This is a genomic window from Wenxinia saemankumensis, assembly GCF_900141735.1.
GTDB lineage: Bacteria > Pseudomonadota > Alphaproteobacteria > Rhodobacterales > Rhodobacteraceae > Wenxinia > Wenxinia saemankumensis.
The window spans coordinates 138,717-161,343 of record NZ_FQYO01000003.1 but is presented as its reverse complement, the minus strand read 5'-3'; the positions used below and the strand labels follow the sequence as shown (position 1 = coordinate 161,343).

21 protein-coding genes are annotated in these 22,627 nt (G+C 71.5%); 12 read left to right on the top strand and 9 right to left on the bottom strand.

The window, feature by feature from the left end:
* Positions 1–23: 23 nt before the first annotated feature.
* From BUE30_RS08270 to BUE30_RS08250, 5 genes are all read right to left on the bottom strand, one after another.
* A complete protein-coding gene (locus tag BUE30_RS08270) occupies positions 24–1,160 on the bottom strand; it encodes a murein hydrolase activator EnvC family protein (protein WP_073328358.1) in 1,137 nt (378 codons plus the stop codon).
* Complete coding sequence (gene gpmI, locus BUE30_RS08265) at positions 1,157–2,677, bottom strand: 2,3-bisphosphoglycerate-independent phosphoglycerate mutase (RefSeq protein WP_073328354.1); 1,521 nt, start codon at positions 2,675–2,677, stop codon at positions 1,157–1,159. Before gpmI ends, BUE30_RS08270 begins: the two co-directional genes overlap by 4 nt.
* 244 nt (positions 2,678–2,921) lie before the next feature.
* Entirely contained in the window at positions 2,922–3,266 is a 345-nt protein-coding gene (locus BUE30_RS08260) for a DUF2794 domain-containing protein (RefSeq protein ID WP_073328350.1), read from the bottom strand.
* Positions 3,267–3,806: 540 nt separating this feature from the next.
* Complete coding sequence (locus tag BUE30_RS08255) at positions 3,807–4,154, bottom strand: I78 family peptidase inhibitor (protein WP_244526310.1); 348 nt, start codon at positions 4,152–4,154, stop codon at positions 3,807–3,809.
* Positions 4,147–4,422 carry an I78 family peptidase inhibitor gene (locus BUE30_RS08250; protein WP_073328346.1) on the bottom strand — a complete coding sequence of 92 codons (276 nt, stop codon included), beginning with the start codon at positions 4,420–4,422 and terminating at the stop codon, positions 4,147–4,149. Before BUE30_RS08250 ends, BUE30_RS08255 begins: the two co-directional genes overlap by 8 nt.
* 128 nt (positions 4,423–4,550) lie before the next feature.
* On the opposite strand from BUE30_RS08250, the gene BUE30_RS08245 reads away from it, so the two are divergent.
* The 7 genes from BUE30_RS08245 to BUE30_RS08215 all read left to right on the top strand — a co-directional run bounded on the left by BUE30_RS08245 (position 4,551) and on the right by BUE30_RS08215 (position 11,073).
* Positions 4,551–5,678 carry an S-(hydroxymethyl)glutathione dehydrogenase/class III alcohol dehydrogenase gene (locus BUE30_RS08245; RefSeq protein ID WP_073328341.1) on the top strand — a complete coding sequence of 376 codons (1,128 nt, stop codon included), beginning with the start codon at positions 4,551–4,553 and terminating at the stop codon, positions 5,676–5,678.
* Positions 5,679–5,824: 146 nt separating this feature from the next.
* On the top strand, positions 5,825–6,559 hold the full coding sequence (locus BUE30_RS08240; RefSeq protein ID WP_073328336.1) for an NYN domain-containing protein: 735 nt from the start codon (positions 5,825–5,827) through the stop codon (positions 6,557–6,559).
* Positions 6,560–6,928: 369 nt separating this feature from the next.
* Positions 6,929–7,906, top strand: a complete 978-nt coding sequence (gene mbfA / locus BUE30_RS08235; protein ID WP_073328333.1) for an iron exporter MbfA — start codon at positions 6,929–6,931, stop codon at positions 7,904–7,906.
* A gap of 6 nt (positions 7,907–7,912) precedes the next feature.
* Positions 7,913–8,605 (top strand): nitroreductase family protein, encoded by a 693-nt coding sequence (locus BUE30_RS08230; protein WP_073328329.1) that lies wholly within the window; start codon positions 7,913–7,915, stop codon positions 8,603–8,605.
* Between the two features lie 153 nt (positions 8,606–8,758).
* Complete coding sequence (locus BUE30_RS08225; RefSeq protein WP_073328324.1) at positions 8,759–9,694, top strand: AEC family transporter; 936 nt, start codon at positions 8,759–8,761, stop codon at positions 9,692–9,694.
* Positions 9,695–9,716: 22 nt separating this feature from the next.
* Positions 9,717–10,544 (top strand): S-formylglutathione hydrolase, encoded by an 828-nt coding sequence (fghA, locus tag BUE30_RS08220; RefSeq protein WP_073328319.1) that lies wholly within the window; start codon positions 9,717–9,719, stop codon positions 10,542–10,544.
* Positions 10,545–10,623: 79 nt separating this feature from the next.
* Complete coding sequence (locus BUE30_RS08215; protein ID WP_073328315.1) at positions 10,624–11,073, top strand: YaiI/YqxD family protein; 450 nt, start codon at positions 10,624–10,626, stop codon at positions 11,071–11,073.
* Positions 11,074–11,325: 252 nt separating this feature from the next.
* Here the strand turns inward: BUE30_RS08215 and BUE30_RS08210 are convergent, their stop codons facing one another.
* Positions 11,326–12,987 (bottom strand): NAD+ synthase, encoded by a 1,662-nt coding sequence (locus tag BUE30_RS08210; protein ID WP_073328310.1) that lies wholly within the window; start codon positions 12,985–12,987, stop codon positions 11,326–11,328.
* A 369-nt stretch (positions 12,988–13,356) separates the two neighbouring features.
* Between BUE30_RS08210 and BUE30_RS08205 the strand changes: the two genes are divergently transcribed.
* Both BUE30_RS08205 and BUE30_RS08200 read left to right on the top strand, forming a co-directional pair.
* A complete protein-coding gene (locus tag BUE30_RS08205) occupies positions 13,357–14,796 on the top strand; it encodes an MORN repeat-containing protein (RefSeq protein WP_073328305.1) in 1,440 nt (479 codons plus the stop codon).
* On the top strand, positions 14,793–15,467 hold the full coding sequence (locus tag BUE30_RS08200) for a DUF4336 domain-containing protein (RefSeq protein ID WP_073328287.1): 675 nt from the start codon (positions 14,793–14,795) through the stop codon (positions 15,465–15,467). Before BUE30_RS08205 ends, BUE30_RS08200 begins: the two co-directional genes overlap by 4 nt.
* Before the next feature lie 7 nt (positions 15,468–15,474).
* On the opposite strand, the gene BUE30_RS08195 is transcribed toward BUE30_RS08200, so the two are convergent.
* Both BUE30_RS08195 and BUE30_RS08190 read right to left on the bottom strand, forming a co-directional pair.
* Positions 15,475–17,001 (bottom strand): cryptochrome/photolyase family protein, encoded by a 1,527-nt coding sequence (locus tag BUE30_RS08195; RefSeq protein ID WP_073330159.1) that lies wholly within the window; start codon positions 16,999–17,001, stop codon positions 15,475–15,477.
* On the bottom strand, positions 16,995–17,642 hold the full coding sequence (locus tag BUE30_RS08190) for an SDR family NAD(P)-dependent oxidoreductase (RefSeq protein WP_073328283.1): 648 nt from the start codon (positions 17,640–17,642) through the stop codon (positions 16,995–16,997). The genes BUE30_RS08195 and BUE30_RS08190 overlap by 7 nt, the downstream gene beginning before the upstream one ends.
* A gap of 373 nt (positions 17,643–18,015) precedes the next feature.
* Here BUE30_RS08190 and BUE30_RS08185 point away from each other — a divergent pair, with 373 nt between their 5' ends.
* On the top strand, positions 18,016–19,578 hold the full coding sequence (locus BUE30_RS08185; protein ID WP_073328278.1) for a 2-isopropylmalate synthase: 1,563 nt from the start codon (positions 18,016–18,018) through the stop codon (positions 19,576–19,578).
* Here BUE30_RS08185 and BUE30_RS08180 read toward each other — a convergent pair.
* On the bottom strand, positions 19,560–20,585 hold the full coding sequence (locus BUE30_RS08180; RefSeq protein ID WP_073328273.1) for an acyltransferase family protein: 1,026 nt from the start codon (positions 20,583–20,585) through the stop codon (positions 19,560–19,562). The two genes, BUE30_RS08185 and BUE30_RS08180, sit on opposite strands and share 19 nt — an antisense overlap.
* 197 nt (positions 20,586–20,782) lie before the next feature.
* Between BUE30_RS08180 and BUE30_RS08175 the strand changes: the two genes are divergently transcribed.
* Positions 20,783–21,286, top strand: coding sequence for a methanogen output domain 1-containing protein (locus BUE30_RS08175; RefSeq protein WP_073328269.1), 504 nt, complete (start codon positions 20,783–20,785; stop codon positions 21,284–21,286).
* On the top strand, positions 21,270–22,403 hold the full coding sequence (locus tag BUE30_RS08170) for a sensor histidine kinase (protein WP_139300518.1): 1,134 nt from the start codon (positions 21,270–21,272) through the stop codon (positions 22,401–22,403). Before BUE30_RS08175 ends, BUE30_RS08170 begins: the two co-directional genes overlap by 17 nt.
* Positions 22,404–22,627: the final 224 nt, after the last annotated feature.

Here is a 22,627-nt window from a genome sequence, read left to right as displayed (position 1 = left end):
GTCGCGGTGCTGCTCGTGAAGGGTCAGGTGGCGCTGCGATCGAACCAGTCCAGCGGGTCAACGGTCTCCTGCCCCTCTCGGACCTCGAGATACAGGGTTTCGCTGCGATTGGCACCGCCCCCGTTCGCCGCCCCGCTCAATATCGCGTCAGCGCTCGGCGTGACACCGCCCATCAATCCGATCGGCGCGCCCTCGGGCACGACCTGCCCGGCCTGCCCGAACGCCTCCGCCAGGCCCGCGACGACGAAGAGCACGTCCGGCGCCGGCTCGAGGATGACGACGTTGCCGTAATCGAGGAGCGGTCCCTGGAAGCGGATCGTCGCGGCGGCGGGACTGGTGACGAGCGCGCGCGGCGCGGCCGCGATCACCAGCCCGGGGCGCTGGGTGCCGGCGGCATCGGCCTCGCCGTAGCCGCGCAGGACGCTGCCCTGCACCGGCAGGCGCAGCGTGCCCTTCCGCTCGGCCGCGTCGGGGATGATGTTCCGCAGCTCCTGGTCGACGACCGAGGCGAGGCCGCTGGCGAAGGCGTCGAGCGTCTCGGTCGAGGCGATCAGCAGCGCCGTCTTCACCGGGTCCTCGGCGAAGCGGCGGGGCAGGTCCTCGCGGTTGGACGCGGCCTCGGCCAGCTCGGCGCGGGCCTGCTGGGCGCCGACCAGCCCCTCCTCCAGCGTGCGGCGGGCGCTGTCCTGCAGGGCGCGCAGTTCTGCCGCCTCCTCGAGCGCGGTGGTCAGTTCGGCCACCTCGGCCTGCAGCGCGGGCGTCACGTCGGCGGCGAGAAGGCCACCCCGCGCAGTGCCGAGCGGCCCGATCGGGTGCAGCAGCAGCATCGGCGCGGGCGCGCGGCTCATCACCTGCAGCGTGCCCAGCAACTCGGCGATGTCCTCGCGCCGGCCGTCGAGCTCGTCCTGCAGGGTCTGCTGGCGGATCGCGACGCGGCGCAGTCCCTCGCGCAGCGCCTCCAGCCCCTCCTCGTAGGCGCGCACCGTCTCGCTCAGCGCGGCGATGCGCTCGGATGCGCCCTCGCCCGTATCGGCGAGGCGCTCGCCGGCCGTGGCGAGCTGCTCGGCCGCGTCGCGGGCGGCGGCGGCGGTATCGACCTGCGCGGGCACGCCGGCCGGCGCCGCGAGCAGCGCGGAGAGGAGAAGGGCCGCGCGCCTCATGCCCCGATCAGGCTCCGCCCGGTCATCTCCTCCGGCTGGTCGAGGCCCATCAGCTCCAGCACGGTCGGGGCCACGTCGGCCAGCTTTCCGTCGCGCAGATGCGCCCCCTCCGGCCCGCCCCAGACGGCGACGGGGACAAGATTGGTGGTGTGGGCGGTATGCGGCTTGCCCGTCTCGGGATCGACCATCGTCTCGCAATTGCCGTGATCGGCGATCATCACCATCGCCCCGCCGGTCCCCTCCAGCGCCTCCAGCGCGGCGGCGAGGCCCTTGTCCACGGCTTCGCAGGCGGCGATCGCCGCGTCCAGATCGCCGGTATGGCCGACCATGTCGGGATTGGCGAAGTTGACCACGATCAGGTCGTATCCGCCCCGGATCGCCCCGACGAGCTTCTCGGTCACCTCGGGCGCGCTCATCTCGGGCTGCAGGTCGTAGGTGGCGACGTCCGGGCTCTTCGGCATGGCGCGGTCCTCGCCGGCGAAGACCTCCTCGCGGCCGCCGTTGAGGAAGAAGGTGACGTGCGGGTATTTCTCGGTCTCGGCCAGCCGGAACTGGCGCAGCCCCCTGGCCGCGACCCATTCGCCCAGGGTGTTGACGATCTTCTGCTTGGGGAAGACCGTGGTCATGTAGCGGTCGTGCTCGGTCGAGTAGTCGACCATGCCGAGCCGGGCCGCCAGATCGGGCCGCGCGCCCCGGTCGAAGCCGTCGAAGTCCGGATCGCCCATCGCGGCGAGGATCTCGCGCGCCCGGTCGGCGCGGAAGTTCAGCATGAAGATCCCGTCACCGGCCTTCATCCCGGCATAATCGCCGATCACCGTCGGCTCGACGAACTCGTCGCTCTGGTCGCGCGCATAGGCGGCGGCGAGCGCGGCCTTCGCGTCCGGCGCGGCGTGGTCGCCCTGGCCCAGCGCCATTGCCCGGTAGGCGCGTTCCACCCGGTTCCAGCGATTGTCCCGGTCCATCGCGTAGTAGCGGCCCGAGACCGTCGCGACCGGCACGTCCGGCAGCCCTTCGGCGAGCGTGTCGAGATATTCCTCGGCCGAGCGGGGGGCCACGTCGCGTCCGTCGGTGATCGCGTGGATCGCGACCGGCACGCCGGCGGCGGCGATGGTCCTTGCCGCCGCGATCATGTGGTGCAGCTGCGAATGGACGCCCCCGTCCGAGACGAGGCCCATCAGATGCGCGGTGCCGCCGGTGCCCTTCAGCGTGTCGACGAACCCGGCCAGCGCCGCCTGGTCGCCGAGAGCGTCGTCACGGACGACCTTGTCGATCTGCAGCAGGTCCATCAGCACGACGCGGCCCGCGCCGATATTGGTGTGACCGACCTCGGAATTGCCCATCTGCCCCTCCGGCAGGCCGACATCGGGGCCGTAGGTCACCAGCGTGGCATGCGGGCAGCTCGCCATGATCCGGTCGTAGGCGGGCGTCTTCGCCAATGCCGGGGCATTGTTCGCCGTGTCATCGCGCAGGCCCCAACCGTCGAGGATGCAGAGGATGACGGGTCCGGATCGGCTCATGGCGGCTCTCCTGGGCTTCAAGCGCTCGGGCGGGTTCTAGCGCAGCCGGGCGGGCGATGGAACGCGGGGCGGACCGGAGGGTCCGCGCCGGGGCCGGCCATTCGGTCGGTCGCGGGCGAGGCCGCGACGGCCAGGCGCCGTGCGGGTCGGCTGCGCTCGGCAGGGCGAAGGCGGTCATGGCGGCGTGCGGCACAGGCGCCCCGGATCCTCGCGCGGCCTTCACCGGGGGCGGGTCGACAGCGCCTCACTCCACCGCGCGGATCAGCTTGCGTTCGAGCACCCGCAGGACGGCGGCGAGGTCGTTGCCGCGCTTGAGCACCTGCCCCTCCATCCCGAAGACCGCGTATTGTCCCTGCCGCAGGCGCAGGGCGGGGCGCTTCTCGATCCGGTAGAGCGGATTCTCGGCCGTGCGGCGGAAGATCGAGAAGACGGCCACGTCGCGCAGGCACGAGATCCCGTAATCCCGCCATTCCCCGGCCGCGACCATGCGACCGTAGAGGCCGAGGATCGGCCCCAGTTCGGTGCGATGGAAGGCGACCCGGTCGGGCGGGGCGGCGGGGCGGGGGGCGAGGGGTGTCGGCACCGTCATCCTGTGAAGAGTGGCGCTGCCCGGCCCTGCGATCAAGGGGGCGGTCGGATCCGGACGATCCTGTCCGGTCCGGCGGACGGATCGACCCCGTCGCGGCAACGGCGGAACCGTTCCATGCGCGGAAGGGGAGGCAGGGCGATGGCCCGCTCCGTGGAAGGGCGTTCGTCAACCACGTCCCGGAATGGCCCCGAAATGGCCGGAAGGCGGGCGCGCCCGCTCCGCATCCGTGCCGTGGGCGGCAGGTAGACCTCTCTCCATCGGACAGGCCCCGCGCCGCCCCCGCGATCATCAGCCCCCACCCAGCGGGGGCGGCGCGGGGTCTGATCCGAGCCCTTCCCCGGATCGCGCCCGCCGGGCCGGTCCCGGACCACCGGGTCGCGGACCCGGCACGCGCATTCCCGCGCGATTTCGGCCCAGGATGACCGGGTGGCTGCCCGCCGGGGAGACCCTGGCCCCCCTCACTCGTGCTTCGCGCCGATCCGGACGGGCCCGGTCTCGGCCGACGACGATCCTCCGCCCAGTACGGTCCCGCGACGCGGTTCAGCCGCAGGTGATCCGGGCGATGCGCTCGGCGCCGTCGATGTGGAAATTGATTCGGGTCGGCCGGAACTCCTCGGTCACCGCCTGGCCCGGGCGGATCAGCCGCACGGGGGCGAGGATCAGCTCGCGTTCCAGCGCCGTGGCGGGCTGGCCGACAAGGCGGGCCCGGGGGCCGGCGCCGCAGCTATCCTCGGCCGCGGCGGGCAGCGACGGCCCGAGGCTGGCGGCGGGCGGCACCGGGCCGACCCGCCCGCAGGCCGCCAGCACGGCCAGCGCGAGCACCGCGCCCCGTGCCGCGCCCCGTGCCGCGACCGGTGCCGACAGGCTCGCACGGGACGGCTCAGCCACAGGCGACGCGCTGGATGATCCCGCCCTCGGAGACGTAGAAATTGATCCGGTCCGGCCGGTAATCCATCGTCGCCATGCTGTCGGGATAGAGGATCCGGTCGTCCAGGTCCGCCGGCAGCGTCACCGCGGCGATGTTCGACCCGATGAGGGACTGGTAGCCGTCGGCCCCGCAGGTTCCCGGATCGGCGTCCGGGGCGGCGGGATCGGCGGGCATCTCGCAGGCGGCGAGGAGGGCGATGAGCGGGAGGGGGAACAATGTGCGTGTCATGCCCCTGATGATGCGCCGCGCGGCGGATTCGTCCAGCCCCGCCGCGCCGGCCCGGCGCGTGCCGCAGGTTGAAATCCGCCGATCTTTCGCAGACGGTCCGGCCGCAGAGATCTGCCAGGAGAAAGCCCATGCGCACCCGTGCCGCCGTCGCCCTCGAAGCGGGCAAACCGCTCGAGATCATGGAGGTCAACCTCGACGGGCCGAAGGCCGGCGAGGTGCTGGTCGAGATCAAGGCCACCGGCATCTGCCATACCGACGAGTTCACCCTGTCGGGCGCCGATCCCGAGGGGATCTTTCCGTCGATCCTGGGCCACGAGGGCGCGGGCGTGGTGGTCGAGGTCGGCGAGGGCGTGACGACGCTGAAGCCGGGCGACCACGTCATCCCGCTCTACACGCCCGAATGCCGGCAATGCCCGTCCTGCCTGTCGGGCAAGACCAACCTCTGCACCGCGATCCGCAACACGCAGGGCCAGGGCCTGATGCCGGACGGCACGACGCGGTTCTCGATGCTCGATGGCACGCCGATCCATCACTACATGGGCTGCTCGACCTTCGCGAACCACACGGTCCTGCCCGAGATCGCGCTGGCGAAGGTCCGCGAGGACGCGCCCTTCGACAAGATCTGCTACATCGGCTGCGGCGTGACCACGGGCATCGGCGCGGTGATCAACACCGCCGGGGTCGAGATCGGCTCGACCGCCGCGGTCTTCGGCCTCGGCGGGATCGGTCTGAACGTGATCCAGGGCCTGCGGATGGCGGGCGCCGACATGATCATCGGCGTCGACCTCAACGACGACAAGGCGGAGATGGCCCGCAAGTTCGGCATGACGCATTTCGTGAACCCGACGAAGGTCGAGAACACGGTGCAGGAGATCGTGAACCTGACCAAGCGGGGCGCCGACCAGATCGGCGGCGTGGACTATTCCTTCGACGCCACCGGCAACGTGAAGGTCATGCGCGACGCGCTGGAATGCTCGCATCGCGGCTGGGGCGTGTCGGTCATCATCGGCGTCGCGCCCGCGGGGGCCGAGATCTCCACCCGGCCGTTCCAGCTGGTCACGGGCCGCGTCTGGAAGGGCACGGCCTTCGGCGGGGCGAAGGGGCGCACCGACGTGCCGAAATTCGTCGACTGGTACATGGACGGCAAGGTCGAGATCGACCCGATGATCACGCACACGCTGTCGCTGGACGAGATCAACAAGGGCTTCGACCTAATGCATGCGGGCGAGAGCATCCGCAGCGTGGTGGTGTACTGACACGCCCGCCTCCGGGCCCGGCCCGGCCGGACCCGGAGGCCCCGGCCGCGGCCGGGTCCGCCGACGCGTACGTCGCAGTCGCCTGACGGGTTCCATTCGCCGCGCCGCCGCATTAGCGTCCCGCCACCTTTCAGCGGGAGCTACCCATGGCCGACGACCGCCCCCTCCTCGCCGTCCTGATCGACGCCGACAACACCTCGCCCAAGCACGCCGCCGCGATCTTCGAGGAGATCGCCTCGCTCGGCGAGGCTAGCGTGCGGCGCTGCTACGGCGACTTCTCCAGCCAGCAGATGGCCGGGTGGAACCGGGTGCAGGCCGAGCACGGGATCGTGCCGCACCATTCGCCGGCGAACACGGTCGGCAAGAACTCGTCCGACATCAGCCTCGTCATCGACGCGATGGACCTGCTGCATACCGGGCGGTTCTCGGGCTTCGTGCTCGTCTCGTCCGACAGCGACTTCACCCGTCTCGCCAGCCGGATCCGCGAGCAGGGGCTCGACGTCTACGGCATCGGCCAGAAGAAGACGCCCGACGCCTTCCGCAAGGCGTGCCGGCGGTTCATCTTCCTCGAGAACCTCGGCGGCGGCGCGGCGGGAGCCGCCTCTCCCGCGCCCGCCGCGAAGGGCGAGGAGCGGGTCGCGCCCGCCGAGACCCCCCTGCCCGAGGCGCGCGACCTGATCCTGCGGGCGCTCGACGCGCTCGACCAGGAGGAGGACTGGGTGGCGCTCGGGGCGATCGGCCAGCACATCGCCTCGGCCAATCCCGATTTCGACGTCCGCTCCTACGGCAAGAAGAAGCTGAGCGACCTCGTCGCGGAGGTGAAGGTGCTGGAGACGCGCAAGGGCCCGGGCAACCAGCTGCAGGTGCGGCGTCTGGACTAGACCGGCCCGCGCGGTGGACGAGCGGACCTCTGGATGAAAATGGAGCCGAGGTGGGGGAACGGCCACCTCGGCTCCTTGTGGCGCGTCCATCGGGTCGGGGAGGGACCGGACGCAGCCCGCGCAGCACGGGAAGTTGCTTGCACGGGCGTAACACTCCGGCCGCCGGGGGGTTCCCCGGCGACGACGATTTTTTCGGATCCGACAAATTTTTTTTCCCGAAGCCGGTCGAGGCGACCCGTCCGGCCCCGCCGCCACTCCCGGGCGACACGCCCCGGGACCGCGATCACGAACCGCGCCGGCGGCCCCCTTCCGGACCGGCGGGGGCCGCCCTAGGGTGCGGGCGCTACCCATCCGTACGGGAGGAACGCCATGATCCCGGGCCTCGCCCTGCGCCGCCGCTTCTCGGACCTGACCGACCGCGAGATCCTCGCCCTCGCCATCTCGTCCGAAGAGGACGACGCGCGGATCTATCGCGACTACGCCGCGCGCCTCCGGGCGGAATTCCCCGCCTCGGCCCGCATCTTCGACGGGATGGCGGAGGAGGAGGACGGCCACCGGCAGCGGCTGATCGACCTCTTCGTCGCGCGGTTCGGAGAGGCGATCCCGCTGATCCGGCGCGAGCATGTCTCGGGCTACTATGCCCGCCGCCCCGTCTGGTTGGTAGAGAACCTCGGGATCGAGCGGATCCGGGCCGAGGCCGCCCAGATGGAGCGGGACGCGCAGCGATTCTACACGGCGGCCGCGAAGCGGACGGGCGACGCCGCCACGCGCAGGCTTCTGGGCGATCTCGCCATGGCCGAGGCGGGCCACGAGGCGAGCGCGCAGGCCCTGGAGGAGGGGCACCTGACCGAGGATTCGCGGGGCAGCGAGGCGGACGCGGCGCATCGCCAGTTCGTCCTGACCTGGGTTCAGCCGGGCCTTGCCGGTCTGATGGACGGGTCGGTCTCGACCCTCGCGCCGATCTTCGCGACCGCCTTCGCGACGCAGGATCCACAGACGACCTTCCTCGTCGGCCTTGCCGCCAGCGTCGGGGCCGGCATCTCGATGGGGTTCACCGAGGCGGCCTCGGATGACGGGCAGATCTCGGGCCGCGGCGCGCCGTGGAAGCGGGGCGTGGCCTCGGGCGTGATGACGACCCTCGGCGGGCTGGGGCACGCCCTGCCCTACCTGATCCCGCATTTCTGGACCGCGACCGTGATCGCGATGATCGTCGTCTTCGTCGAGCTCTGGGCCATCGCCTGGATCCAGAACCGCTACATGGACACGCCCTTCCTGCGCGCGGCGTTCCAGGTGGTCGTGGGCGGGGCGCTGGTCTTCGCCGCCGGCGCGCTGATCGGGGCGGGGTAAACACGGATGACGGAGAGGCCCGAGGCACCGACCTACCGCCCGCTGCCGCTGCCCGACCGGGTGCAGCTGCCGCCCGACGAGAGCCGCGCCGCCGCCGAGGGATTCCGCGATTACATGGCGCGGCGCCACTCGGTGCGGCAGTTCAGCGCCGCGCCGGTGGACGAGGCGGTGATCGCCGCCTGCATCGCCGCCGCCGGAACCGCGCCGTCGGGCGCGAACCAGCAGCCCTGGCACTTCGTCGCCATCCGCTCGCCCGAGCTCAAGGCCCGGATCCGCGCCGCGGCGGAGGAGGAGGAGCGGCGATTCTACGGCGGGGGCGCGCCCGATGCCTGGATCCGGGCGCTCGAGCCGATCGGGACCGGGATCGAGAAGCCCCACCTGACCGACGCGCCCTGGCTGATCGTCGTCTTCGCCCAGCGCCACGGGCAGAACCCGGACGGCACGCCGCGCAAGCATTACTACGTGCCGGAAAGCGTCGGCATCGCCTGCGGGCTGCTGATCGCGGCGATCCACCATGCGGGGCTGGTCTGCCTGACCCACACGCCGAACCCGATGAAGGCGCTGCCCGGCCTCTGCGGACGGCCGGACAACGAGAAGGCGGCGATGATCCTGCCGGTGGGCTACCCGGCGCCGGACGCGACCGTGCCGGAGGTGGCCAAGCGCAAGAAGCCGCTGAGCGAGATCATGTCCGTCCTGTGATCCCCGGGGCGCGATGCCGGCGACCAGGCACCGGCCCGCCCGCGTTCCGGGCCTGGGGACGGTCCGCGTGCCGCCCCTGCGCCCCGGGATGCGTCACGTCTTCCGCGCGCGGCCCGTTCCCCTCGCCGGTCCCGGATGCTAGCCCTTCCGCCGATGCTGCCGATCCTGTTCCTGACGCTGCCGTTCTTCGCCATCATCGGTCTCGGCTACGGGGCCGGGAGGGCCGGGTTCTTCGGGGCGGAGGCGACGGCGGCGCTGACGCGCTTCGTCTTCTACTTCGCGCTCTCGGCGATGATCCTGCGCTTCTCGGCGACGCTGTCGCTGGGCGACGTGCTCGACTGGTCGTTCCTCGCCGCCTACGTCCTCGCCACGCTGGCCGTCTATCTGGTGGCGATGGGCGTCGCGGGCCTGCGCCGGCGCGGCCTCGCCGAGGCGGCGATGGAGGCGCAATGCGCGGGGATCGGCAATGTCGGCTTCCTCGGCCTGCCGCTGCTGGCGATGCTGCTGGGCGAGGCGGCGATCGGGTTCAACATGATGGTGCTGGCGGCGGACCTCATCGTCTTCTCCTCGCTGCTGGTGATCCTCGTCGCGATCGCGCGGGACGGGCGGATCCGTCCGCAGGTGCTGGGCGCGATCGCCCTCGGCCTCGTCAGGAACCCGATGATCGTCTCGCTCGCCGCGGGCCTCGCCTGGGCGGCGACCGGCTGGCCGGTGCCGGGACCGGTCGAGGGGTTCCTCGTCACGCTGGGCGCGGCGGCGACGCCCGGCGCGCTGTTCGCCATCGGCGCCTCGCTCGCCGGTCGCTCGGCCGAGCGGCCGGCCGTGGCGGGATGGCTGTCCTTCGCCAAGCTGGTCCTGCACCCGGCGGCCTGCGCCGTGACCGCGCTTCTCCTCTTCGACGTGCCACCCTATGCGGCGGCGGTGATGATCGCCTGCGCCGCGTTGCCGGTGGCGGGCAACGTCTACATGCTGGCCGCCCATTACGGCATCGCGCCGCAGCGGGTCTCGGCCTCGATCCTCGTCTCCACGGCGGCGAGCCTGGCCACGGTCACGGCCGTGATCGCGCTGCTCGCCCCCCTTCTTCCATGACCTTCCGAAAGGAGTCCCCCCGATGCGTACCCTCTCCGAGAACAAGTCCCATGGCGGTATCCAGGGCGTCCACGCCCATGCCTCCGAAGCCTGCAAGTGCGACATGACCTTCGGCCTCTTCCTGCCCGAGGAGGCCAAGGAGGGGCCGGTCCCTGTCCTGTGGGTGCTGTCGGGCCTGACCTGCACGCACGAGAACGCGATGACCAAGGCGGGCGCGCAGGCCTGGGCGGCCGAGCAGGGGATCGCGCTGGTCTTTCCCGACACCTCGCCGCGTGGCGAGGACGTGGCCGATGACGACGCCTTCGACATGGGACAGGGCGCGGGCTTCTACGTCGACGCCGATCAGGACCCCTGGGCACCGCATTTCCGGATGTGGACCTACATCACCGAGGAGCTGCCGGCCCTGCTGGCCGAGCACTTCCCGCTCGACATGGACCGGCAGGCGATCACCGGCCACTCGATGGGCGGGCACGGGGCGCTGACCCTGGCGATGAAGCTGCCGGGGCGATTCCGGTCGGTCAGCGCCTTTGCCCCGATCTGCAACCCGACCGAGAGCGCCTGGGGCCGCAGGCAGTTCGAGGGCTATCTCGGCAGCGTGGAGGCGGGGCGCGCGCATGACGCTACGCTGCTCATGCAGGAGCACGGCTTCGACGGGCCGGTCCTGATCGACACGGGCACCAAGGACCAGTTCACCGAGCATCTCGGCACCGCCGCCTTCGCCCGCGCGATGGTCGGCCGGGGCCAGCGCGGCGTGCTGCGGATGCAGCCGGGCTACGATCATTCCTACTTCTTCGTCGCCAGCTTCATGGAAGAGCATGTGAGCTTCCACGGAGAGGCGCTGTGGGGATGAGGCGCGCAGCCGTCCCGCGGCGGTCCGGCGCCCCGGCTTCGGGCCGCTGCCCCGCCGCCCGGCCTCGGAGGGGGGCGGCATGATCTACGTCGATGCCGATGCCTGCCCGGTGAAGGCCGAGGTGGAGGCGGTCGCCACACGGCTGAAGGTCCGTGTGGCGATGGTCTCGAACGGCGGGCTGCGCCCCTCGCCCAACCCGCTGGTCGAGATGGTCTACGTCCCCGAGGGGCCGGATGCCGCCGACATCTGGATCGCCGAGCGCGCCCGGCCGGGCGACGTGGTGATCACGGGCGACATCCCCCTCGCCGCCCGCGCGGTCGAGGCGGGGGCGAAGGTGTTGAAGCCCAATGGCGAGGCGCTGACCGGCGCGAACGTGCGCGAGGCGCTGGCGATGCGCGACCTGATGGCCGACCTGCGCGCCGCCGATCCGTTCCGTCAGGGCGGCGGGCGGCCCTTCGGCAAGGCGGACCGCGCCCGCTTCCGCGACGCGCTCGACCGGGCCCTGCGCGCGGCGGCGAAGGAGGGGTAGGGACCGGCGTCCCGGCCGCCCGCGCCGGCGACGATCGCCGCCGAGGCAGGATTCCGGATCGGTCGATCCGGACGATGGAGCCGTGGGCGCGGGAGACTGCGCCGTGACGCGCGGCCCCCGGGCGGTCCGTCTGCGGACCGGGCCCCGCCATGCATCGCGTCATGACGTGCGGGCGCCCCCCGCCCGGGAGGGGCGGCACCCGGTCCTGCCCTGACTGCGCCCGCCGGGGACGGCCCCGCGGGGCCGGCCGCCTCAGGTCGGGTCGCGGAAGCGGTTCACGATGGGATAGCGGCGGTCGAGCCAGAACGCCTTCTGCGTCAGCCGCGCGCCGGGCGCGGACTGGAAGCGCTTGTACTCGCTGACATAGAGCAGTCCCTCGACCTTCTTGACGGTCTCGCGGTCGTGGCCGCGCGCGACGATGTCGGCGACGCTCTCCTCGCGGTCGACCAGCCCCTCCAGGATGTCGTCGAGCACGTCGTAGGGCGGCAGGCTGTCCTCGTCCTTCTGGTCGGCGCGCAGCTCGGCCGAAGGGGGCTTGTCGATGATCCGCTGCGGGATCACCTCGCCGGCCGGCCCCATCATCCAGTCCCGGTGGTTGGCGTTGCGCCAGCGGCAGGTCTCGAAGACGCGGGTCTTGTAGAGATCCTTGATCGGATTGTAGCCGCCCGCCATGTCGCCGTAGATCGTGGCGTAGCCCACGGCGACCTCGGACTTGTTGCCGGTGGTCAGCAGCATCTCGCCGAACTTGTTCGACAGCGCCATCAGCATCACGCCCCGCAGGCGGGACTGGATGTTTTCTTCCGTCAGGCCGGGATCGGTGCCCGCGAAGAGGGGCGCGAGCGTCTCCTCCACCGCACTCTTTGCGGCGCCGATGGAAACCGTGTCCAGCCGCGTGCCCAGCGCCCGGGCGCAGGCGGCGGCGTCCTCCAGCGAGTGCGCGGAAGTGAATTCCGAGGGCAGCATCACGCAGCGCACGTTGTCGGGCCCCAGCGCGTCGGCGGCGATGGTCGCGACCAGCGCGCTGTCGATCCCGCCCGACAGCCCCAGCAGCACCTGCCGGAAGCCCGTCTTGCGGCAGTAGTCGCGCAGGGACAGGACCATCGCGTGGTAATCCTGCTCCCACGCATCCGGATGCGCCGCGATCGCGCCCGGCACCGCCCGCCAGCCCCCGTCCCCCTGCTCGAGGTCGAGATGGGCGATCGCCTCCTCCATCACCGGCAGCTTCAGCGCCATCTCGCCGCCCGGGTTCAGCACGAAGGACCCGCCGTCGAAGACCTGATCGTCCTGCGCGCCGACCATGTTGAGGTAGATCGCCGGCAGCCCCGTCTCGACCACCCGCGCGACCATGACGTTGAGCCGCACCTCGGACTTGTCCCGGAAATAGGGCGACCCGTTCGGCACCAGCAGCGCCTCGGCCCCGCTCTCGGCCATCGCCTCGGGCACGTCGGGATACCACGCATCCTCGCAGACCGGCATGCCGATCCGGATCGGGCCGAGCGCGACCGGCCCCTGCATCCGGTCCCGGCTGAACAGGCGCACCTCGTCGAAGACGTTGTAGTTGGGCAGGAAGAACTTGTGCGTCATCGCGTCGATCCGACCGTCCGACAGCACGAAGTAGGTGTTGTGCAGCTTGCCGTCCGGCGTGGCGAAGGGGCCCCCGATGGACAGGGCCGGCCCGTCCGCGCAGTCCCGCGCGAGCGCCTCGACCGTCCTCAGTGCCTCCGCCACGAAGACGGGTTTGTGGACGAGATCCTGCGTCTGGTACCCCGTCACGAACATCTCCGGCAGCGCGACGAGATCGGCGCCGGCGTCGCGTCCCTGCCGCCAGGCGTCCCGCGCCTTGCCGGCATTGCCGGACAGGTCCCCCAGTGTCGGGTTCAGCTGCGCCAGCGTGATGCGGAAGGTCTGCGGCATGGGACGGGTCCAGTCGGCGTGGGGAACGCATGGCGTCTTAGCAGAGAGAGGCGCGAGGGAAAGGCTGCGGAGGCCGGAGGCCGGGGCCCGGGCCGCCCGGCGGTGCGGTCCGTCCTCGTCCGTGGCGCGGGGGCCGTAGCGGATCGCCGTGCCGGCCGGCCGGGCGGCCGCGCCTTGCCGCCCGGCCTTCCTCGCGTCCGGCGACACCCCGCCCCGGGGGTCCGGGCCCGCGGATCCGGACCGGGACCGCGCCGCTCGCCGGGGCGTGAGGGGCGCGCAGGTTGCCCTGCGCCCCGGGCGCGGATACTCCTGTGGGACAAGGCCCGCGCGACAGGGGCGAAGAGGTTGGGAGGGCGAGGCGTGAGCGGCATGAGGACGACACTGGCGGTCGCGGCACTGGCGCTCGTGGCGGGCGCGGCCCAGGCGCAGACGCCCACGATCAAGCAGTACGACGACGGCGGCGTCTACGAGGGCACCTTCCTCAACGGCCGGCAGCACGGCCAGGGCACCTATACGCTGCCGAACGGCTACGAATATTCCGGCGAATGGTTCGAGGGCGAGATCCGGGGCACGGGCCGCGCGGTCTATCCCAACGGATCGGTCTACGAGGGCGAGTTCGCGCAGGGTCGCCCCGAGGGGATCGGCACGATCACCTTCGCCGATGGCGGCACCTACGAGGGCGAGTGGACCGAGGGCCGCATCACCGGCCAGGGCATCGCCACCTATGCCAACGGCTCGGTCTACGAGGGCGCGTTCCGCAACGCGATGCATCACGGCCAAGGGCGGCTGACGGCCGCGGACGGCTATGTCTACGATGGCCCCTGGGTGAACGGCGTCAAGGAGGGCGAGGGCACCATCACCTATGCCGACGGCTCGACCTACGAGGGCACGCTGGTCGACGGCACGCGCGAGGGCACCGGCACGCTGACCATGCCAGACGGCCTCGTCTATACCGGCGAATGGTCGGGCGGCGAGATCGAGGGGACGGGCCGCCTGATCCAGCCCAACGGCGACATCTACGAAGGCGACCTCGTCGCCGGCCGTCGCGAGGGGCAGGGCACCGTGACCTACGCCAACGGAGACGTCTATCGCGGCGGTTTCGTCGCCGACCTCCGCCAGGGGGAGGGCACCTTCGTCGGCGTCGACGGCTACCGCTATGTCGGCGAGTGGAACGAGGGCCAGATCGAGGGCACGGGCGAGGTCACCTATCCCGACGGGTCGGTCTATGTCGGCGAGTTCCAGGACGATCTCGCGCACGGGACCGGCACGATCACCTATGCCGACGGCTCGACCTACGAGGGCGAGTGGGCGAACGGCGTGATCGAGGGGACCGGCACCGCCACCTATCCGAGCGGGCTGACCTATGTCGGCGAGTTCCGCGCCGGCCAGAACCACGGCACCGGCCGGATGACCTATGCCGACGGCTACACCTATGACGGCGAATGGGCCGACGGTCAGCGCAACGGCCAGGGCACGGCCACCTATGCCGACGGCACGGTCTATACCGGCCAGTTCGTCGACGGTCAGCGCCACGGCGAGGGCACGATCACGATGCCCGACGGCTTCTCCTACGAGGGCGAATGGGTGAACGGCGAGATCTCGGGCCAGGGGATCGCGACCTATGCCAACGGCGACGTCTACGAGGGCGAGTTCGAGTCCGGCCGCCGCCAGGGCACCGGCACGATGACCTACGCCACCGGCGAGGTCGAGGACGGCGAGTGGCAGGACGGCGCGTTCGAGAGCGCGGCCGGCGTCGCGGCCGAGACCGGCGATACCCCCGAACCCGAGGCGCAGACGGCGACGGAATGACCGGGCTCCGCCCTGTCGGCCCCGGGATCTGGGCCGCCGACGGGCCCGTGGTCATCGGCGCGATGGGCTTCGTCTTTCCCACGCGGATGGCGTTGCTGCGCGGCCCCGGGGGCGGACTCTGGCTCTGGCCCCCGGTCCCGCCGGAGACCGGGCTCGTCGCCGCGATCCGCGCGCTCGGCCCCGTGGAGGCATTGCTGTCGCCCTCCTCCCTCCATCACATGGCATTGTCGGACTGGCGCGCCCTCTGCCCGGGGGCGAGGCTCGCCGCGCCGCCCGGCCTCGCCCCCCGCCGGCCCGATCTGCGGATCGACATCCCCCTGGCGGAAGGGAGCGACGCGGTTCCCGGATGCGACATAAGGCGGGTCCGGTCGCGCCTCGCCGACGAGATCGTCCTGCACCACCGCGCGAGCCGGACCGTCCTGGTCGCGGACCTGATCCAGCAGATCCCCCCGGACACCTACCGGGGCTGGCGCGCGCTGGTGGCGAGGGCCGACCGGATGACCGCGCCCGCGCCCCGCATGCCCCGCAAGTTCGCGCTGGCGGTCCCGCGCGAGGCGCGGCGCGCCCTCCGCGGGACCATTGTGGACTGGGCGCCGCGCCGTCTGCTGCTCGCTCATGGACCCGTTCACGAGACCGGCGCCGCCGCACTGCTGGACAGGGCCCTGCGCTGACCGCGGATCAGACCCGCTCCCCATTCTCCATCCGGCCGAGGAAATCCTCCGCCTCCGACAGGATCTGCGACCGCTTGTCCTCGTCCATCCGGTCCCAGGTCCGGTAGAGCTGCCCCATCCGGCCGTTCCCCTCGAAACGCCGGCGGTGCCGGTCGAGGAAGGACCAGAAGAGCAGGTTGTAGGGGCAGGCCCCCTCCCCGACCTTCGTCTTGGCCGAATAGGCGCAGCCGCTGCAGTAATCGCTCATCCTGTCGATGTAGTTGGCGCTGGCCACGTAGGGCTTGGACGCCACGATCCCGCCATCGGCGAACTGGCTCATCCCGATCACGTTCGCCGACATGACCCATTCGTAGGCATCCGCGTAGGAGCCCATGAACCAGTCCTGCACCTGCTGCGGCTCGATCCCCGCCATCAGGGTGAAATTGCCCAGCACCATCAGCCGCTGGATGTGGTGCGCATAGGCCTCGTCCCGGGTCTGCCCGATGCTGGCGGCGAGGCAGGCCATGTCGGTCTCGCCATCCCAGAAGAAGTCCGGCAGGTCCCGCCCGTGGCGCAGGATGTTGCGGGTCGCGTAGTCGGGCCCCTGCAGGAAGTAGATGCCCCGGATGTATTCGCGCCAGCCGATGACCTGCCGGATGAATCCCTCGGCGCAGTTCAGCGGCGCATCCCCCGCCTTCCACGCGTCCTCCACCGCCCGGCACACCTCCATCGGGGAAAGCAGCCCGGCATTCATGTAGAGCGCGACGAAGCCGTGCCAGAGATAGGGCTCGCCCTGTTTCATGGCGTCCTGGTAGTCGCCGAATTTCGGCAGCCCGTACTTCACCCAATGCGCCAGCGCCCGCCGCGCCTGGCCCGGATCGGTCGCGAACCAGAACGGGCGAAGGGTGCCGAAATGGTCCCCGAACCTGTCCTCGACGAGGGTCAGCACGGCCTCGACCGTCTCGTCCGGGGTGAACTGCATCGGGGCGGAGGGATCGGCGTTCGAAGGGGGCGGCTCGCGGTTGTCGTGGTCGTAGTTCCACGCGCCGCCAGCCGGGTCGTCCCCCTCCATCAGCAGGCCCGTCGCGCGCCGCATCTCGCGGTAGAAATACTCCATCCGAAGGGTCTTGCGGCCCTCGGCCCAGTCCTCGAACCGCTTGTGCGAGGCGAGGAAGCGGTCGTCGGGCAGGATCGTGACGTCGAGCGGTCCGTCCTCCAGCGCGCCGATCAGGCGGAACTCCCCCGGCTCGGTCGCGAGGACGCCCTCCGCGCCGCGCGCCTCGGTCCGGCGCAGCAGCTCGCCCATGATGGTGTTCGAATTGTCCGGATCGTCCAGCTCGGTATAGTCGACCTCCCAGCCGTCCGCCCGCAGGGCGGCCGCGAACTTGCGCATCGCGGCGAAGAGGAAGGCGATCTTCTTGGGGTGGTGCCGGACATAGGTGGCCTCTTCCGCCACCTCGGCCATCACGACGACATCCGTTCCCTTCTCGGCCTCGCGCAGCGCGCTCAGCCCCGGCGACAGCTGGTCACCCAGCACCAGGACCAGTCTCACCAGGGGATCTCCTTTCCGGCATAGTCGTAGAAGCCGCCCGACCGCTCGGGGCCGAGCCCCTTGAGGACGTCCAGGAGATTGCCCGCCGCCTCCGCCGCGCTGACCTTCCGGTGGCCCGGATACCCGGCGGTGAAGGGCGTCTCCACCGTGCCCGGATGCAGGGCGACGCAGGTCGCGCCCTTGTGGCTCCGCGCCAGCTCGATCGCCGCGCCCCGCACCAGCATGTTCGCCGCCGCCTTGGCCGCGCGGTAGGAATGCCAGCCGCCGATCCGGTTGTCGCCGATCGAGCCGACCCGCGCGGTCAGCACGCCGACCTTCCCCGCCCCGTCCCGGTCCAGCAGGTCCGGCACATGCGACAGGACCGTCCCGACCCCGACGGCGTCCACCGCCATCACCCGCGCCATCTCGCCCGCGTCGATCTGCGCCAGCGCCTTTTCCGGCGCCGCGCCGAGGATGCCGAAGGCCAGCAGGACGAGGTCGAATGTCCCTCTCCCCTCCAGCCCCCGCGCCGCCGCGTCCGGATCCGTCACGTCGAACCCGTCCCGCGACCGCGACAGCCCCGTCACCTCCGCCCCCCGCCCCTGAAGCGCCGCGACCAGCGCCGCCCCGATCCCGCCCGAGGCGCCGAGCACCAATGCCCTCATCCGCGGCCCTCCCGCTCTTATCTTGCCGCAAATACTCTTGGGGGGGCTCGCGCAGCGAGCGGGGGGCGGACAGCCCCCCTCCCCCGTCGGCACCGGCACCGACCTCGACCTTCGGCGCCGACCTAGCCTTCCGCCGGGCCAAATCGACTCTTCCCATTCACGATCGCGCCGCTATGATCCCGCCCCATGACGCAGCGGACCCATATCATCGTCCCGCACGCCTCCGGCGCCGGCTTCGGCCTGCGCGCCTCCGGCGAGACGCGTCCGCTCGGCCTGCTCCTTCTCCTTACCCGCCTCTGAGCGTGCCTTTCGGCGCGACCGCTCAGAGGAGGGACCCGCGCCGAGACACACCTCAAGGCCAGGGAGACAGCACATGACCGATACCAGCCGCGTCCTCATCTTCGACACCACCCTGCGCGACGGCGAACAATCGCCCGGCGCCACCATGACCCATGCCGAGAAGCTCGAGATCGCCGCGATGCTCGACGAGATGGGCGTCGACATCATCGAGGCGGGCTTTCCCATCGCCTCCGAGGGCGATTTCCGCGCCGTGTCCGAGATCGCCAGGGCTGCGCGGAATGCCTCGATCTGCGGCCTCTCCCGCGCCAATCCCAAGGACATCGACCGCTGCTGGGAGGCGGTGAAGCATGCCCGCCGCCCCCGCATCCACACCTTCATCGGCACGTCCCGATTCCACCGCGACATGCATTCGCTCGACATGGATGCGATGGCCGAACGGGTGCACGAGGCGGTGACGCGGGCGCGCAACCTGTGCGAGGACGTGCAATGGTCCTCGATGGACGCGACCCGGACCGAGTGGGACTTCCTCAAGCGCACGGTCGAGATCGCGATCAGGGCCGGCGCCACGACGATCAACATCCCCGACACGGTCGGCTACACCGCGCCCGTGGAATCCGCCGACCTGATCCGCCGGCTGATCGCCGAGGTGGAGGATGCGGAGACAATCGTCTTCTCGACCCATTGCCACAACGATCTCGGCATGGCGACCGCGAACTCCCTCGCCGCCGTCGAGGGCGGGGCGCGGCAGATCGAATGCACGATCAACGGCCTCGGCGAGCGGGCGGGCAACACCGCGCTCGAGGAGGTGGTCATGGCGATGAAGGTCCGTGGCGACATCATGCCCTTCGCCACCGGCATCGACACCACCAAGATCATGAACATCTCGCGCCGGGTCTCGGCCGTGTCGGGCTTCCCTGTCCAGTTCAACAAGGCGATCGTCGGCAAGAACGCCTTCGCGCATGAAAGCGGCATCCACCAGGACGGGATGCTCAAGAACCGCGAGACCTTCGAGGTGATGCGCCCCGAGGATGTCGGCCTCGCCGCCACCTCCCTGGTGATGGGCAAGCATTCCGGCCGCGCCGCCCTGCGCTCGAAGCTCAAGGAACTGGGCTTCGAGATGGCGGACAACCAGCTCAACGACGTGTTCGTGCGCTTCAAGGAGCTCGCCGACCGCAAGAAGGAGGTCTACGACGAGGATCTCGTCGCGCTGGTCCGCCAGAACGAGGGCGAGAGCGACCACCTCAAGCTGAAGTCGCTGCGCGTCGTCTGCGGCACGGGCGGCCCGGCCGAGGCGACGATGACGCTTGAGGTCGGCGGCGCCGATACCGAGGTGACCGAGACCGGCGACGGCCCCGTCGACAGCGCCTTCAACGCGGTCAAGGCGCTGTTCCCGCACGGCGCGACGCTGCAGCTCTACCAGGTCCATGCCGTGACCGAGGGGACGGACGCGCAGGCCACGGTCAGCGTCCGTCTCGAGGAGGAGGGGCGCATCGCCACCGGCCAGTCGGCCGATACCGACACGGTGGTGGCGAGCGTGCGGGCCTATCTCGGCGCGCTGAACCGGCTGATCGTCCGGCGCGAGAAGGTCGCGCCGGGCGCCGACACGCGCGAGATCAGCTACAAGGACGCGGGCTGAGAGCCGCCGTTCCCGGGCCGGCCCTCGCGCCGGCCCGGACGACGCACGAGCCCGACGATGCGGTTGGCCTGCACCAGCAGTAGCGCCGAGACCAGCGACAGCGCGACCGAGATCAGCGCCACCGCGGTTCCGCCCAGCGCGGTGACCTCCCACAGGCCGAAGACGAAGATCGGGTGGACGAAGTAGATCGCCGCGGCGATCCCGGGCAGGCGGCGCGGCGCGCGGGCCAGCGGCAGCTTCAGCACCGCGATGAAGACGAGCGGGGCGAGCGGCGCAACGCAGAGCCAGATGTCGGTGATGCCGGACAGGCCCAGCGCCCGCCAGTTGGCCCATTGCTCCAGCCCGAAGAGGGGCAGCAGCGCCAGGATCGCCGCCGCCACCCAGCGGCCGTCGGCCCGCCCGGCCCAGCCCTCGCGCGCGGCGACGTAGCCGGCCGCGAGGAAGGGGAATCCCATGAACAGGAAGTTGCGCGGCACCACCGTCCAGGCATTGCGATGCGGCAGGGATTCGGTGCCGACGATGTGGTTCAGGGCGAACTGCGCCGCGGCCCCCGCGAGGTAGAGGCCGAGGGCGAGGCGCAGGATCCGGCCGGGCGGCCAGGCGCGCACGAGCCACAGCACCAGGCCGCCCCCGGCCAGCGCCGGCAGGTACCACAGATGCGCGAAGCCGAAGATCAGGTAGAACCCGAGCTTGGGCACCGACATCTCCTCTATGAGGAAGACCAGCGGCAGGTAGATCGCGGACCAGAAGAGGTAGAGCTTCGCGACGTTGGCGAACCAGGCCCCGATCCCGTTCCGCGTCCCGGCGAGGAAGAAGTATCCCGAGACCATCAGGAAGAACGGGACGACGAGGCGTCCCAGGGTGGTGACGAGGCCGTAGAAGAGCGCCGGATCGATGTCCTCGAGGAAACGTCCGTGACCGAGCACGACGACCAGCGCGAGGCAGAGCCGGGCCACGTCGATCGGGGCGTGGCGCACGATGGGGGCCGATGCCTGCGTCACTGTCATACCGACTGCCCGACTGGGTACCCCTACCGGGCGTGAGCCTAGCATCCGCCCCCACGGCGCTCCACCCGGTGGATCGCGCGAGGGGGGCGGCGGCGTTGCAGTGAAGCCGCTCTCCCCCTCGGCGGCCGGACGCGTGTGTTTACCGGATCTCAACCGTTGGGGCCGATTCTGGGCCGGTCGCATCGAGGGAGTCGCACATGCTCGACCAGCCTGACCCGCGCGCCGCCACCGGCGACGACGACCGCACCGGCTTCCTACACGACCTGATCACCGACCTCGCCACGGTGCTGGAGGAGAACCTGGGCATCGAGGAGGCGGAGGGGCTGATCGCGCTGGTCGGCGCCCGGACCGGCCGCGCCTTCGATGCGGAGTATCGCGACGCGGCCGGCACGCCGCGCCTCGACCCGGACGCGGTCGCGGGGGCCCTCGTCGACCTCAAGCGGCGGATCGGGGCCGGGTTCCGCGTCGTCGACATCGACGAGACAGCGATCGTCCTGACCAACGATCGCTGTCCCTTCCATCGTGGCTCGGAAGCGCTGTGCATGATGACCTCCAACGTCTTCGGTCGGATCGCGGCCGACAATCTCGGCTATGCGCGGGTCGACCTGCAGGAGACGATCCTGCGCGGGGCCGGGGCCTGCCGGGTGGTGATCGACCTGGTCCCCGGACAGGCGGGACGGGGACGTGAATATTTCGGCTGACCTGCGCCCCGCGCAATCGAGGGACCGGCCCGAGGCAGGAGGCGGGAACGGACGGGACGAGATGCTGGACCTCGTTCCCGTCCCGCTCCTTCGGCTCGGGCGGGACCTGTGCCTGCGCCATCTCAACAGGGCGGCAGAACGGCTTCTCGTCCGGCAGACCGGGCGGTCGCCCCCTTCCGGCGCGGCGCTCGGCGACCTGCTCGCCGGGCCGCGCCCGGGCCTCGCGGTGGATATGGCCGCCGCCGCGACGGGCGGGCAGCTCGGCCTCCGCCTCGCGCCGGGCCGGCCGCCGGTCGGGGCACAGGTCGCCTACGATCCCGGCGCCGGCGAATACGTCGTCGCGCTGAGCGACAGCTCCGGCATGCAGACCACGTTGCGCAGGCTGCGTCTGGAGCAGGAGGCCCTGTCCCGGTCCGCGCATCTCGACCGCGAGGCGCGGCGCGCGGCCGAGGCCCGCAACCGCGCGCTCGAGGGTTTCTCGGCCATGGCGGCGCACGATCTGCGGCAGCCGCTGCGGAACATCCGCCATCTCCTCGATTTCCTGCAGGAGGATCACGGGCACGCCCTCGCCCCGGAAGCGACGGACCTGGTCGGCCAGGCCCGCGACTGCGCGATCGGACTGGCCGGCCTGGTCGACGACCTGCTGACCTATGCCCGGCTCGGCTGGCAGGAGATCGAGATGGAGCCGGTCGATCTCGACGCCCTTGCCGGGCAGCTCCACCTCGATTTCGGCGAGGAATTGCGGCAGCAGGGCGGCGCCCTGACGATTCCCTCGCCGCTCGGATACGTGACGGGGGCGGGCGGTCTGGTGCGGGTCCTGCTCTCGAACCTCGTCGGCAACGCCGTCAAGTACCGCCACCCGGACCGCGCGCCATGCGTGACCCTCGCCCGGACCGGCGGAATCCTGACGGTCGCGGATAACGGTCGCGGCTTCCCGCCCGAAGAGGCGGAGCACATCTTCGATCCCTTCGTCCGGCTTCACAGGGGCAGCGGCGCGGGCGGCACGGGATTCGGCCTCGCCGTCTGCCGCGCCGTCGCGGAGCGGCACGGCTGGACCCTGACCGCCCACGGCCTGCCGGGGGAGGGCGCGACCTTCACGCTGTCGGGCCTGTCCTGACCCCGGCGGAGGCGCCGGAGCGCGACCGGCCGGGGGAAAGGTCCCGCGCGGGGAACGGGCCCCGGCGATCCGCCCCCGGCCCCGGCCCCCGCACCGCCCGGCCAGGGGGCCGAAACCGGGGGCGGAAAGATGCCGCCGTCCGGTGCGGCCCTTTCCCCTGCGCCGCCCCGGGCCTATAAGCCCGCATTGCCGCGTCGGGAACGCATCCCGAGTCGCGGCCCGCG